Origin of the sequence: Isoptericola sp. NPDC060185, assembly GCF_042728595.1 — a bacterium.
Classification (GTDB): Bacteria; Actinomycetota; Actinomycetes; order Actinomycetales; family Cellulomonadaceae; genus Isoptericola.
On sequence record NZ_JBHWYY010000005.1, the window covers coordinates 92,576 to 106,814 of the forward strand.

A 14,239-nucleotide genomic window follows, 5' to 3' on the forward strand; every position below is an offset into this window, starting at 1 on the left:
CGGTCACACCGCGACGACCCGCCCGCCGCGCTCGGCGAGCACGCCCTCGCGGACGGCGGCGGCGAGAACCCCCTCCAGCCGGTCGCGCACCTGCGCACCGAGGCGGACGACGCCGAACGTGCGCGCGGTCTCGCGCAACGCGTCGGCGGCGGACACGCCGTGCGCGGCCCGCACCACCGCGACCATCGCGTTCCGCAGCTCCGGGTAGGGGACGTCGGCGATGTCGCGCTTCGCGCCCTGCTCCGGCGCGCGGACCATGTCATAGGCGGCCGGATCCACGCCGTCGGGCCAGACCACGACGTCCCCGTTGGCGGCCTCGCGCGCCAGCCCGCGCGGCACCAGCCCGACGAGCTGCACGCGCCGCGACTCCCGCAGCCGGGTCAGCCCGAACCGCGCCGCGACGACCCGCGCGAGCCGGTCCGCCAGGACCGGCCCCTCGACCCGCACGACGTCGGCGATCTCCGCCCGGACCCGGGCGCGGGCTCGGGCGCCGTCGTCGTCCAGCAGCAGGGCGTCGTGCCGCGCCTTCGCGTCTGCGGGGCGGAACGTGGCCGACGGTGTCGCTGACGGCCCCTCGGACGGCGCAGCGACCGGCCTCGCGACCGGCGTGGCGACCGGCGCCGTGGGCACCGACCGCACGGGCACCGGCTCTCTCGCACTCCCCGCAGGAGCGACGAGCGCAGGATCGGCAGACGCGGGATCGACGAGCGCGGGGGGAACGGCCGCGGTGGCGGCGGGCGGCGAGGCCCCGGCCGGCGGTCCGACAGGCGGCGCGAGATGCGCGCCGTGGGCGTGCACGCCACTGGCCCCGGGGCGCGTCGGTTCCTGCCCGGCGGGCGGCGCCCCGGCGGCCGCGGCGACGACGGCGGCGACCACCGGTTCGCGGTCGCGCGCCCACGTGGGCAGCCAGATCCGCTCCACGCGCGACCAGCCCATGCGGCCGGTGAGCACGGCGGTCGGCAGGCCCTCCCGGTCCCCGACGCTGCTCCGGGCCGCCCACACGGGCCCGTCGAGCATGACCGCCACCCAGGCCAGCCCCGGCTCGGCGCGCACCGCGAGGTCGACGGTGAAGTCGGACAGCCCGACGCCGGTGCGCACCTCGAGCCCGGCGGCGCGGAGCGTGGCGGCGACGTCGTCGAGGTGGCGGTCCCGGGCGCCGGCGCGCCGCAGGCCGGCCGACTCGACGCCGTCGCGCGCGGCGAGGAGGTAGTCCTTGAGGTCCGCGAGGCCGGTGGAGGTCGACGCCGTGAGGTCGAGCTGGTGCGGCTCGAACGAGCAGAACACGACGACCTTCTCCTTGGCGCGCGTGACCGCGACGTTGAGCCGCCGCTCGCCGCCGGCCCGGCTGAGCGGCCCCCAGTTGAGCGGCACCTGGCCGCGCGCGTCGGCGGCGAACGCGAGGGTGAACAGCACGACGTCCCGCTCGTCGCCCTGCACGTTCTCGAGGTTCTTGACGAACAGCGGCTCCTCCTCGCGGGTGAGGGCGGCCTCGACCAGCGGGTCGGTGGTGCGCACGTCCTCGAGCAGGTTGAGGATCAGCTCGCGCTGCTGCGTGTTGAACGTGACGACCCCGAGGCTGCGGTCGTGGTCGGCGGCGAGGAGGTCGTGCACCTCGGCGACGACGGCGGACGCCTCGGCCCGGTTGACCCGGGCCGCCCCACGACCGCCGCCCTCCCACACACCGTCGACGCGGCGCAGCGCGAGGGCGGGGACACGGTCCGGACGGGGCGGCGGCGCCGGGAAGCTGGAGAGCCGGCCCTCGTAGTAGTGGCTGTTGGAGAACGCGATTAGCGCCTCGTCCCGGGAGCGGTAGTGCCAGCTGAGCAGCAGGCGCGGCAGTCGCGACTCCACTCCCTCGGACAGGATCGACTCGAGGTCGGTCGGCACGGGCAGTCCGTCGTCCGACGGGAGGTCGTCGTCATCGTCCGGGGCGGCGGGGCCGAACATCGACGTGGGCGGCATCTGCTTGGAGTCGCCGACGATGACGACGGACCGTCCGCGGCCCATCGCCCCGATCGCCTCCGGGACGCGGATCTGGGACGCCTCGTCGAAGACGACGACGTCGAAGTCGATCGCGTCGGCGGGCAGGAACCGGGCCACCGAGGTGGGGCTCATGAGGAAGCAGGGCGTGATCTCGGTGATCAGGGAGCCGTACCGGTGCATCAACTGGCGCACCGTGAGCCCGCCACGGCGCCGACCGAGCTGTTGCCGCAGCTCGGCGACCGAGCCGACCCGCGCGTTCGGGTCGAACGTGCGGGCGCGCACGATCCGGGCCGACAGCTCGGCCGCCATCCGCTCCCGGACGTCGTCGCCCGTCGCCAGGAAGCGGTCCACGAGCCGGTCGCGTTCGGCGTCGTCGAACCCTGACAGTCCGGTGGAGTCGAACCGTTCGTCGAGGACGGCGTGCGCCACGCCGAGGCGCACCTGGTTCTCGACGTCGGGCCCGCGCAGCGCCCCGCCGCGCACGTGGTCGGTGAGGCTCACGCCGAGGCCCTCGAGCCGAGCGAGCGCGGAACGCACCCGGACCCAGCGCTGCAGCGCGATGAACGCGCCGCCCGCGGCGTCGGCGGTCCAGCGCGGCAGGTCCTGCGCCATCGCCTCGCCGCGCGGGCGGCCCGCGAACCAGCGGGCGAGGTCGTCGGGGGCGGCACCGAGGACGCCGACGAACGTCGCCCACGCCGCGCCCAGCCGGCGCACGGCCGCCCCGTCGGGGACTCCCCCGGCCGCGGCGTCGCGCAGCAGCTCGCCCGTGGCGGCGTCGGCGGCGTCGCGCGCGGCGGTGGGGTCCCCACCCGCCGCGCCGAGCATGGCGCGCAGGTGCGCCGCGACCTCCAGCCCGTACAGCACCCGGAGCAGGGCCGCGGCCTGCGCGTCGTCGAGCGGGTTCCACGCGGGCGGGACGCCCGTGCCGGGCACCGCCGCGGCGCGCTGCGCGATGTCCCGGACCTCGGAGCGCAGCGCCGCCAGGTCCTGCAGGATGGCGGTGAGCTCCTTGACCGGGAACGGCGGCGCGGACCGCACATCGACTCCCGGCGGGAGCACCGCCGTGAGCCCCCCGAGGACGGCGAGGCGCCGCTTCTTGCGGCCGAACAGACGCCCGTCGGCCTCCCGCGCGAGGGCGAGCGCGCCGTCCAGGTCGGCGGCCAGGACTCCGGGCAGGAACCCCCGCAGCCGGGGCGTCTGCGCGGCGCGGAACGCCTCGACGTCGGCCCGCAGCCGTGCCGCCTGCTCCCGCCACGCCGGCGTCACGAGCCGCGCGGCCTCCGCAGTGGCGCGGCCCGTGCCCTGCCGGGCAGTGTCGAGCCACGCGGCGACGGCGTCGATCTCGGGTGCGGTCGCGGCGTGCATCGTGATGGCGCGGACCCGAGGGTCCGCGACGGCGTCGTCGGCCGCCGTGAGCTCGGCGAGCGCGCGCCCGACGGCGGCTCGGTCGAGCGCACCGGGCCCGGGCGGACCGGCGAGCCGCCAGGGCGCGCGGTCGGGGACCACACCCAGGTCGAGGAGGGCCGTGCCGAGGTCGCGCGCGCCGTCGTACACGTCCGCGAGCGCCACCTGCCCCATGACGACGGACTGCGGCACGTCGACCTCGCGTGCGGCGGTGCCGGCGGTGGCCTCCTCGTGCTCGAGGAGGATCTGGCGGGCCTGCCACGCCGACATGTCGACGGGACCCACCTCGTGCAGCTGGCCCGGGTAGCGGGCGAGGGACTCCGTGAGGGTGCGGTAGCTCGCGCGCAGCGCATCCCAGGTGGGCGACCCGGCGGACTGCAGGTCGAGGGCCGCGCCGATCCGCTGGCGCACCGCCGTGACGGTCTGGTTCCTCCCGTGCAGGTCGAGGCTGAGCTCGCCGAGCCCGACGCCGTCGAGCCGCTTCTTCACCACTTCGAGCGCCGCCTGCTTCTCGGCGACGAAGAGCACCTTCTTGCCCTCGGCCAGGCAGTGGGCGATCAGGTTGGTGATGGTCTGCGACTTCCCGGTGCCGGGAGGGCCCTCGAGGATGAACGACTTGCCCGCGGCGGCCCAGCGCACGGCCTCGATCTGGGACCCGTCGGCGGGGATCGGCAGGTAGGTGCTGGCCTCGGTGGACGGCTCGGCCTCGGGCGGCTCGATGCCGTCGACGTACGGCCGGCCGGGGGTGTGCACCAGGTGCTCGACGGCGGGGCGCGTGACGAAGCGGGACCAGTTCTGCCGCAGGTCGCGCCACATCTCCAGGGTGGAGAACTGCAGCAGCGCGAGCCGCGCCGTCTCCTCGACGTGGAAGGTGGTCGCCTTCGCGCGCAGCAGGGTGGTGCGCACGGACGCGAGCGCGCCGGCGACGTCGATGCCGGACTCGTCCTCGCCCGGGTCGGTCAGCTCGGGGAGCTCGAGCCCCCACGCGACGCGCAGCTTCTCCACGAGGCAGTAGTTGGGCTCCATCGTGCGGGTGTCGTCGCGCTCGAGGGAGAAGGACGTGCCACCCCGGCCGCCGACGAGGCGGACGGGCAGCAGGAACAGGGGCGCGCGGCCCTCCTTGCCGTTCGGCTCCTGCCACTCCAGGGTGCCGAGGGTGAGGTAGAGGGTGTCGGTGCCGGTCTCCTCGAGGCTCGCGCGCGCCTTGCGCTGGAGCGTGCGCAGCCGGTTCGTGTACTGCTTCTGCCCGATCGCGACGAACAGCGTGCGTTCCTCGTCGAGGATGCGCAGCAGCGCCCTGGGGTCGACGTCGGCGGCGGTGCGGGCGCCCTGGGCGCGGTGGATCTCGGCGAGCTCGTCGTGCGGAGCGAGGGTGAGGTCCTGGTCGGCAGACACGGTGTCCTCGAGCCGGGCCAGCCCGCCAGCGGGCACGTGCACGGGCAGGCTGGAGGCATCCTTGAGCTTGAGGAGCGGGTTCACGTACGTCATGTCGAGCAGCGACCGCTGCCAGCGCTCCACGCGCGGCGGCACGGGCGTGCCGGTGGCGTGGTCCGGGTGCGCCGCCGTCGCGGGGACGCGGCGCAGCGGCGCGGCCACCGTCTCCCTGACCACCTCGACGATCCGCACGCCGCCCTCAGTGCGGATCGCGGGCAGCGGCCGCACATACCGGTGCGCGGCGTGCACGTCGAACAGGTGGGACACCTGGTCGAGGTCCGCCCGCCACCAGTGCCGTACGGCGCCGCGCGCCTCGTCGAAGCCGCGGGGCGCCTCGGAGGCGCACACCGCCGTCGTCTCGACGGCGTCGAACAGGTCGGAGTCCGCCACCGTGACGATCGCGGCCGGCTCCGTCACCGTGACCGACGGCAGCTCGCTCTCCTCCGTGAGGTAGCCGGTGAACGCGTGGCCGTCGACGACGACGAGCACCGGGTGCAACCCCGCCTGCTCCAGCGCGGCCGCGTACGTGCAGGCCAGGTCGAGGCAGGTGCCGCGCCGCTCCTCGAGGACGGCGGCGTGCGTGCGGATGCGCTGCCCGGTGCCCTCGAACGACGACGGCGCCTCCACGTACGTGATGCGGCGAGCGGCGAGCGCGTCGTAGACGGCCTCGGCGATCTGGTGCACCCGGTCGGCGCCCGACTGGTAGCCCTCGAGCGAAGGCGACCCCGTGCGCGCCGCGAGCAACTCGCTCGCCTCGCCGAGCAGCGTGACGACGGCGGGGTCGTTGGGGCGCACGAACGCCGCCAGGCTCTCCGGGATGCTGACGGCCCACCATTCGTCGGCGGTGAGCAGGCGCACGTCGGCGGAGTCGCGGACCGGCACGGTGCCCGGGGTCGCGACCGTGAGGTGCAGGCCAACCGTCACCGCCTCGTCGAGCGCGACGAACGGCTCGGGGCTCAGCCGCCACGCCCGCTGCTGGGCGGGGACGTCGACCCGCGCGCCGGGCGCCACCGCGCCGACGTCGATGACCAGCGGGGCCGCCACCGCGAGGTCGCCGAGCGGGGCCACCGGGTCGATCGTCAGCGTGAGGACGACGCCGGGCACCGCCGTCGTGCCCCGGTGCGTCACGGTGACGCCCGCGACCACCGACACGCGGTTGTGCACCAGGGCGTAGTTGACCGCCTCGCGGAACTGCACCACGACGTCGAGGTCTCCCACCCGCGCGGTCAGCACGCGGATGCCCCGCGGCGGCGGCGTCTCGAGCGGCACCCGGACCGCGGGTGCCGGGGACGGGACCGCGGCGTCGGCCGCGGGGACGACGTCGTCCGCGGGGGCGGCCGCGGGCGGCGCGGCGGCGGCGTCCGGGGAGTTGACGGGCGGAGCGACGGGCGAGGTGTCGGGCGCGGCGCCGAGCGCGGCGAGCGCGGTGACCTGCTCGACGACGTCGTCCAGGCCGAGCGACTCCGCGAGGAGCGCCGTCGTGTCGAGGGCGCGATCCACCTGCGCGCCGGTCACGGTGGTGGAGTGGGCGGCCCGGTTGGACGCCTGGATGAGCTCGTCGATCCAGGCGCGCTGCGACGCGTCGACCTCGGTGAAGACGCCGCGCTCGTACCGCAGCACGCGCAGCAGCAGCCGCGGGTCGCCCGCGTCCGCGCGGTACGGGCGGCCCAGGCGCGCCGACTCCTTCGCCTCGTACAGCTCCACCCACGGGCGGCCGTGCGCCGCCGCCGACATCCGCTCGTCGACCACCGGTCGCAGCGCCCGCCCCAGGGCGTCCAGCCCGCGGACCTGCCGCTCCTTGTCGGTGGGTCCGTCCTTGCTTGCGTCCGTACGCGCGCCCGTCGCCGTGTCGACCTGTCCCATGCTGCGTTCTCCTCGTGCCGTCGGCACCGGTCCGGGTGCCACGCCCACCCCATCACCCGTGCTCCGGCGAAGCATCCCAGAGGGCAGTGACAGCACGGGGCGTGACACCGGGTGAATCTGAGGAATGTCGACGCTCCGACGTTCACATCCGACATGCTCGTGTCGGCGCCTCGTGGTGAACTGCCCGCAGGTCGACGCGGACACGGAGGATGCATTGCTGAGCTACCGCTCCTACTTCACGGTCGACGGGCAGGATGTCCTGGACGCGACGCGGTCCCAGCTCTTCGCATGGCTGAAGAGCAAGAAGTACGACGCCGATCAGGTCCTGCCCGGGACGGTGTCGACCATCGGTGCGGGCGTCGAGGCCGTGCTCACCGAGATCACTGAGCAAGACGGCTCACAGTCCACTCTCTTCCAACTTCGTGAGAAGAACGGGAGTGGAGGCACCTGGCTCACCCAGGTGATCGCGCACCAACCCGGGTCGCGCAAGCACGCCGCCTGGCTCTGGGTCGACATCGACAGCCCTGACGGCAGGAACGCCAAGGTTCCACGCCTGGCGCGCGATCTGCTGGGGGTGCTGGAAGCACGCGACGGCGGTGCGCGGCTCTCGCCCCGCGCCCACACGATCGGAGCCGATGACGTCCCGGCTCTCGTCGCGGCGATCGAGGACGACGACCGCCGCGGACCGGTGTTCGTGGCCGGCAGTGACGAGAGCCTGCCCCTGCAACCGTGGCATCGACTGGCGAGCGATCTACTCAAGGAAACCACGGGCATCGCGGCCGGCTACCTTCTCGATCCAGAGGCGACCGCTGAGTTCTCTCGTCGGGTCGGTGAGACCCACGCCGTACACCCGGGCACCCTTCGGACCTTCGCCAGGGGAGTGGACTTCGGCGATGAGATCGATGCCCGCCGGCACAGGACGCTGACGACCTCTCGCATCGTCAACGACGCGGGCCCTCGCGTCGTGCGCATCCTCGGGCAGCGCGCGCGGGACGTCACCTTGGCGCAACCACTTCCCACGCAGGCGCTGCGGGTCGAGGAGCGTCTCCTGCACCAGGCCGAGGACGACTTCCTGGAGCAGGCCAGGGTCCGTCGTGAGCGCCCGAAGCGGGCCGTGGCACCCGCCGGACCGGCCGTCGACGAAGTACCCACGCGGACACCCTCTGCAGACATGCTCCGGGCGGAGCTCCCGGTAGACGTTGAGCCGTCCACCGCGCCGGCGGCCCCGTCCGAGGTCCAGGACGCCGGGGTCGCCGCCGCGCTTTCCGTCGTGCTCGAGGAAGTCTTCGGGTCCACGTCGATCACGGTGGACGCGGTGCTCGACCTCGGAAGGGCCGCCCAGGAGGTCGCCTCACTGCGTGAGCTTCGGCAGCGGATGCGGGCCGAGAGCGACGCCCTCCAAGCGCGGATCTCCGAGCTGCGAGATGAGGTTCGCGAGTCCGGGCGACGGCTCGAGGACGAGCAGGCAGAGCATGCGGCCACCACGGAGGCGCTCGACGAGTCGCTGGCGCTCGTGCAGGCGCTACGTGTGCGGATGCAGGCACACGACCAGGCGAAGGAGGCATGGGAGCCACTTCGGGTCGAGGAGAAGCCGGAGACGGCGCCCGATTCGTTCGTCGACCTGCTGGACATGATCGACGGCCTCAGCCATGTCTGCTGGACCGGTGATGGCGACACCGCGGCGGGCCTGGACACCCAGGACCCCCTGGGCCGGTGGGCGAAGCAGGCGTGGAAGGCCCTGCAGGCCCTCGACGGCTACGTAGCCTGGCGGCTTGATGGGAACGGTGGCTCGGTCGACCACTACCTGCGGAACACCCCACAGGGAGCACCCGGATTCCCTGCCGGGCGTCATGCGCCGGACGAAACCGACAGCGTGCGGTCGACCGCCAAGTACTCGGAACCCCGAACGTTGCCAGTTCCCGCGACGATCAGCCCGGGGCGCAAGGTGTTCATGGGCGCCCACTTCCGCATCGCCCAATCGGGGATGACGTCGCCGCGACTGCATTACCACGACGCGATCGCTGTGGACGAGAAGATCTACGTCGGGTACCTCGGCCCGCATCTCCCCAGCCGGCGGACGAACTGACGACCGGCGCGCGGGTGATTTCTGGGCGAGTGCCCCGACGAACTCTTGCGGCCCCGTCTCGCCGGTGGTGAGCTCCTCCGGTGGAGTCTGCGGTGGAGGCGGCGCTGCGCAAGCAGATCATGGCGTGGGTCGGCGAGCGGGCGGAGGCCAACGGCGGCTTCCTGCGCCGCGAGGAGCTGCTGCGCGACTTCCATGTCGACGGCGAGAGGCTGCCCGTCATCGACTACTCGCGGGGCATCCGCAACCCGGCGTCGTTCGCCTCGACGCTCTCGATCGTGAGCGCCGCGAACGGGCCCTACGACGACACGGAGTCGGACGACGGCCTGCTGCACTACGCCTACCGCAAGGGCGACCCGTGGTCCGGCGACAACTCCAAGCTGCGCCATGCCATGGAGACGGGGATGCCGCTGATCCTCTTCCGCAAGGAGATGCCGAACATCTACACGCCGGTCTTCCCGGTGTACGTGGTGGACGACGAACCACAGAACCGGCAGTTCCTCATCGCGCTCGACGAGTCGTTCACCTTCCTGCGCGACCCGCGCCACCTCACCCAGCCGCAGCGCGAGTACGCCCTCCGCCTCGCGAAGCAGCGCCTGCACCAGCCGGCGTTCCGCACCCGCGTGCTCGTCGCGTACGACACCCGTTGCGCGATCTGCGAGCTCAAGCACGGCGCACTGCTCGACGCCGCGCACATCGTCCCGGACGGGCACGAGCTCGGCGCACCGACGGTGACCAACGGCCTCGCGCTCTGCAAGATCCACCACGCCGCGTACGACCAGAACATGCTGGGCGTGACGCCGGACTACGAGGTGCGCATCGCGTTCCGACTGCTGGAGGAGATCGACGGGCCGATGCTCAAGCACGGGCTGCAGGAGATGCACGGGCGCCAGCTGTCCCTGCCGCGGCGGCACCCCGACCGGCCCGACCGCGACCACCTGGCGTGGCGCTACGAGAGGTTCGGCGCCGCAGGCGAAGCGGCGTCGTCGAGGTAGCGCACGATCCGCACCACGGCGTCGCGCCCGGCGCGGTTGGCGCCGACGGTGGACGCGGACGGCCCGTAGCCGATGAGGTGCACGCGCGGTTCGCCGTCCACCTGCGTGCCGTCCATGCGGATGCCGCCGCCGGCGGTGCGCAGGTGCAGCGGGCGCAGGTGGTCGAGGGCGGCGCGGAAGCCGGTGTTCCAGAAGATGACGTCGACGGGGAGCAGCTCGCCGTCGGGCAGGACGACGCCGTCGGGCGCGATGCGCGTGAACATCGGCCGGCGGTGCAGCACGCCGCGCGCCTCGGCGGCGAGCAGCGTGGGCGTCTTGATGAGGCCGGTGACGGACACGACGCTCAGGGGCGGCAGCCCCTCGCGCACGCGGTCGGCGACCATCGCCACGGCGCGCGAGCCGTCCTCGGGCTCGAAGGAGTCGCGCCACACGGGCTCGCGCCGCGTGAACCAGAAGGTCTGCGCGACGTGCGAGACCTCCTCGAGCAGCTGGACGGCAGAGATCCCGCCTCCGACGACGGCGACGCGCTGCCCGGCGAAGTCCTCCGCGCGGACGTAGTCGGCGGTGTGGAGCTGGCGGCCGCGGAACGTCTCCTGCCCGGGGTAGGCGGGCCAGAATGGCTTGGACCACGTGCCCGTCGCGTTGATGAGCGCCCGCGCGACGACGGTGCCGCCCCGACCGCCGCCCTCCCGTCCGTCATCCCAGCGGACGAGCAGGCCGCCGTCGCCCGCCTCCTCGACGCGGCGCACGCGCACCGGCCGCACGACGGGCAGGTCGAGCTCGCGCTCGTAGTCCCCGAAGTAGGCGGGCAGCACGTCCACGCTCGCCGCCTCGGGCTCGACGTCGGGCTGCTCGATGCCGGGCAGGTCGTGGATGCCGTTCACCGTGCTCATCCGCAGCGACCGCCACCGGTGCCGCCACGCCCCGCCGGGCCCGTCCTCGGCGTCGAGCACCAGGAAGGTACGCACCCCGGGCGCCGGCGCGTCGGCGGGGACGAACCCGCGCCGCCGCAGGTGGTAGGCGGCGGACAGGCCCGCCTGACCCGCGCCGACCACGACGGCGTCGGCTGCACCCGGCATCGCCTCGATCGTCGTCATGCCTGCGGCAACGCCGCGGGCGACGGCGGGCTTCCGGCGTGGGCGTGTGGCGTCGCGCACCCGTGGGCCGATGTCCGTCCAGAACCGTGTCCGCGGCGGGGACTAGCGTCGCGACCCATGACCTACGCGAACGTTGGGACGCTCGGCACGGCCCCCGGGAGGCGCGACGAGCTGGTCGCGCACCTCACGCAGCGCAGCGCGGAGCTCGCGGACGCGGGCTGCCTGCTCTACGAGGTCGGGGTGCGTGACGACCAGCCGGACACCGTGTTCGTCGCCGAGCTGTGGACGTCGGCGGAGGCGCACCGCGCGTCGCTGCAGCTGCCGCAGGTGCAGGCGTCGATCGCGGCGGCGCGCCCGCTGCTCTCCGGCGAGTTCGGGGGCTTCGACTTCACCGTCGTCGGCTCGCCGCTGCGGGGCTGACGTGGGGCGCACGGCCGTCGTCGTCGGTGGCGGGATCGGCGGGCTCGCGTCGGGCGTGGCGCTGGCGCGCGGCGGATGGGACGTGACCGTCGTGGAGCGCGCGACGTCGCTGGACCCCGTGGGCGCGGGGATCGTCGTCGCGCCCAACGCGGTGCGGTCCCTGGACGCGCTGGGCGTCGGGGACGCGACGCGCGACCTGGCCGCGCTGCAGGGAGAGTTCGGCCTGCGGCGGCCCGACGGACGCTGGCTCATGCGCGGCCGGGCGGAGGCCCCGACGTCGCTGTTCGGCGACCGCACCCTCATGCTGCACCGGGCCCAGGTGGTCGGGCTGCTCGCGGACGCCCTCCCCGCGGGCGCGCTGCGGCTCGGCACGAGCGCCGAGGTCGTCGACCCGGGCACGACGTCGCGGCCCGCGCGGGTCGCACTGTCCGGCCCCGCTGGAGCGTTGGACGTCGACGCCGACCTCGTCGTCGCCGCCGACGGCATCGGCTCGGCGACGCGGACGCGCTGGTGGGCGAGCGCCCCGGCACCCGTGTCGGGCGGGTCGACGGCGTGGCGGTTCGTCACGCCGCCGCTGCCCGGCGTGGTCGGGTCGGAGGTCTGGGGCCGCGGGATCGTCGCGGGCGTCATGCCGCTGGCCGACGGCCGGGTCTACGTGTACGTGTCGGTGGCGGACGCCGTCGGCGTCCCCCGCGACCTGGGCGAGCTGCGCGACCGCCTGGCCGGCTGGCACGAGCCGATCCCCGCGCTCCTGGCGTCCGTCGACGACGCCTCCGTGCTGCGGCACGAGCTGCGCCACCTGCCCGAGCCGCCCGCGTCGCTCACGACCGGCCGGGTCGCGCTCGTCGGCGACGCCGCCCACGCCATGCTGCCCAACCTCGGTCAGGGCGGCTGCCAGGCGCTCGAGGACGCCGTCGTGCTGGGGGTGCGGGTCCGGTCGGAGGAGGACGACGTCGCGACGGCTCTGCAGCGTTGGTCCGCGGAGCGGCGGCCCCGCGTCCGGCAGGTGATGCGGATGTCGGCGCGCATGGCCGCCCCCACCCTGTGGACCTCGCCGGTGGGGACCGCCGTCCGCGACGCCGGGATCCGCGCCTTGGGCCGCTGGACGGAGTCGCTGAGCGCCCGAGCCCTGCGCCCGGTGATGAGCTGGCGCCCGCCCGAGGCGTGACGCTGCCCGCCACCTGCGGCGACGGAGTTATCCACAGACACCCGGGCAACCATCTGTCGTCTTGCCCTACAGTGACGCGCGACGTCACCGCCGACAGGGAGCCCCCATGACCCGCAACCGGGCCATCCTCGCCGCCACCTCCATCGCCGCGGCCGCCGCGCTCCTCGTCGCCGGCTGCGACTCGGACCAGCCCGCCGACCCGTCGCCCGAACCCACGCAGACGAGCGCCAGCCCGGAGACGCCCGCGTCCCCCACGCCCAGCCCGACGCCGACCGTCAAGGCCCCCGAACGCCCCAAGGCGATGGACGACGACGGCCCCGCCGGCGCCGAAGCTGCGGCGGTGTACTTCCTCGAGCTCGACGACTACATCATGAAGACCGGCGACACCGCCGAGTGGGAGGCGATGTCACTCAAGAGCTGCGATCGCTGCTCGGCCCGACTCGAGCAGGCTCAAGGCATCGCAAATCGCGGAGAAGCATGGAAGGGCGGCGAGATTCGAGCCCAAGTCCTTCACACATACGAGCAGGACCTTGCCACGGGAGTGTGGCCCGTCGACGTCGAAGTCAAGGTCGCGCCGGTCGAACTCACCGACAAGGACGGCAAGGTCGTCTTCAGCGAAGGTGCAAACCGAGCGAAGTCGCGCATCGAGATGACACGACAGGACAACCGATGGGTCGTTCTCGGTGTCGGCGACATCCCCGGGTCCTGACGTGTTCCCGTCGGCCGCGGTCGCGGCGTTCGCCATCGCACTGACAACCGTCACACCGACGACAGAGACCGATCCGCCTCTCCCGCCTCCGGAGATCCACGGCTTCAATAGCGACGAGTCCGACACGATGGGCGCGGCCGCCGTCGGCAATGGGTTGCGGCACCCCACGAACGGCAAGCATGAAGCCGATGCCGACGCTCCACGGGACAAGTACATCCGCGCAGACGAGACGACCTGCTTCCTCATCGCGAACACGGAGTACGTCCACGACGTCACGCACACCCCCGGCGCGTGCCCGGCGAACCGCAGAGCCATCCGGCAGGAACTCGACTGCCCGCCCGACACATTCCCCCTCGCCCCGCTGTGGGTGCAACGCGTCCGGAACGACGGCACCTACGACAAGCCCGAGAAGATCGACGACGGCCAATGCATCACCCCCGCCGACATCGCCGCCGCCGCCCGCCGCGAGTTCCGCACCATGAAGATCCCCACCCCGAAGGCCACGCTCCAGGGCAACCCACCCATGGTCGTCAACGTGCACTACCCCGCCTACACCAGCGCGGCACCCCAGGAAAGCCAGGTCACCCTGCTCACGGTCCCCGTGATCATCCGCGCCGAGCCCACGGAGTTCACCTGGGACTTCGACGACCCCCACTCCGCCGACGGCACCACCCTGGTCACCACCGACCCCGGACACCCCTGGCACACCGGCGACCCGCTACCGGACACCTCCTGGGTCGGCCACACCTACACCCGCCTCGGCACCCCCGGCACCGACCCCGGCACCCACGAGGACGAACACGGCAACGCCTACCGCACCGACGTCACCGTCACCCTCACCACCACCTGGCAAGGCGGCTTCCGCGTCCAAGGCTCCAGCACCTGGACCGACATCCCCGACACCCTCACCACCACCAGCACCACCACCCCCACCACCGTCACCGAAGCCCGCACCCGCCTCGTGTGCGACGACCTCGACGGCCACAGCACCTGCTGACCCCCAAGACCACAGCGACGTAGTACCCGGCGACGGTTCCGTCGCCGGAACCGTCACCAGGTACTACGTCACCGGGCCGACGCGAC

Annotated in this window: 8 protein-coding genes; 6 read left to right on the forward strand and 2 right to left on the reverse strand. The window is 73.8% G+C overall.

Going from position 1 to position 14,239, the window contains the following annotated elements:
* Positions 1 to 3: 3 nt before the first annotated feature.
* Positions 4 to 6,684 (reverse strand): DUF3320 domain-containing protein, encoded by a 6,681-nt coding sequence (locus tag ACFWDO_RS03545; RefSeq protein ID WP_380317752.1) that lies wholly within the window; start codon positions 6,682 to 6,684, stop codon positions 4 to 6.
* Between the two features lie 214 nt (positions 6,685 to 6,898).
* Between ACFWDO_RS03545 and ACFWDO_RS03550 the strand changes: the two genes are divergently transcribed.
* Together ACFWDO_RS03550 and ACFWDO_RS03555 are read left to right on the forward strand one after the other, a co-directional pair.
* Entirely contained in the window at positions 6,899 to 8,770 is a 1,872-nt protein-coding gene (locus tag ACFWDO_RS03550) for a hypothetical protein (RefSeq protein ID WP_380317749.1), read from the forward strand.
* An 80-nt stretch (positions 8,771 to 8,850) separates the two neighbouring features.
* Complete coding sequence (locus ACFWDO_RS03555; protein ID WP_380317746.1) at positions 8,851 to 9,762, forward strand: HNH endonuclease; 912 nt, start codon at positions 8,851 to 8,853, stop codon at positions 9,760 to 9,762.
* Here the strand turns inward: ACFWDO_RS03555 and ACFWDO_RS03560 are convergent.
* Positions 9,717 to 10,859, reverse strand: coding sequence for an FAD-dependent oxidoreductase (locus ACFWDO_RS03560; RefSeq protein WP_380317743.1), 1,143 nt, complete (start codon positions 10,857 to 10,859; stop codon positions 9,717 to 9,719). The genes ACFWDO_RS03555 and ACFWDO_RS03560 overlap by 46 nt on opposite strands.
* Positions 10,860 to 10,976: 117 nt before the next feature.
* Between ACFWDO_RS03560 and ACFWDO_RS03565 the strand changes: the two genes are divergently transcribed.
* The 4 genes from ACFWDO_RS03565 (at position 10,977) to ACFWDO_RS03580 (ending at position 14,153) form a co-directional block, all read left to right on the forward strand.
* Positions 10,977 to 11,279, forward strand: coding sequence for a putative quinol monooxygenase (locus ACFWDO_RS03565; RefSeq protein WP_380317740.1), 303 nt, complete (start codon positions 10,977 to 10,979; stop codon positions 11,277 to 11,279).
* Position 11,280: 1 nt separating this feature from the next.
* The gene (locus tag ACFWDO_RS03570) at positions 11,281 to 12,447 is read left to right on the forward strand and encodes an FAD-dependent monooxygenase (RefSeq protein ID WP_380317737.1); all 1,167 of its coding nucleotides are present in this window, start codon (positions 11,281 to 11,283) and stop codon (positions 12,445 to 12,447) included.
* A 106-nt stretch (positions 12,448 to 12,553) separates the two neighbouring features.
* Entirely contained in the window at positions 12,554 to 13,156 is a 603-nt protein-coding gene (locus ACFWDO_RS03575; RefSeq protein ID WP_380317734.1) for a DUF6318 family protein, read from the forward strand.
* Between the two features lies 1 nt (position 13,157).
* On the forward strand, positions 13,158 to 14,153 hold the full coding sequence (locus tag ACFWDO_RS03580) for a hypothetical protein (RefSeq protein WP_380317731.1): 996 nt from the start codon (positions 13,158 to 13,160) through the stop codon (positions 14,151 to 14,153).
* The last annotated feature ends 86 nt before the right edge of the window (positions 14,154 to 14,239 follow it).

Coding starts and splice junctions, on each gene's coding strand:
- ACFWDO_RS03545 (WP_380317752.1), bottom strand. CDS start 6,684: ATGGGACAGGTCGACACGGCGACGGGCGCGCGTACGGACGCAAGCAAG.
- ACFWDO_RS03560 (WP_380317743.1), bottom strand. CDS start 10,859: ATGACGACGATCGAGGCGATGCCGGGTGCAGCCGACGCCGTCGTGGTC.
- ACFWDO_RS03565 (WP_380317740.1), top strand. CDS start 10,977: ATGACCTACGCGAACGTTGGGACGCTCGGCACGGCCCCCGGGAGGCGC.
- ACFWDO_RS03575 (WP_380317734.1), top strand. CDS start 12,554: ATGACCCGCAACCGGGCCATCCTCGCCGCCACCTCCATCGCCGCGGCC.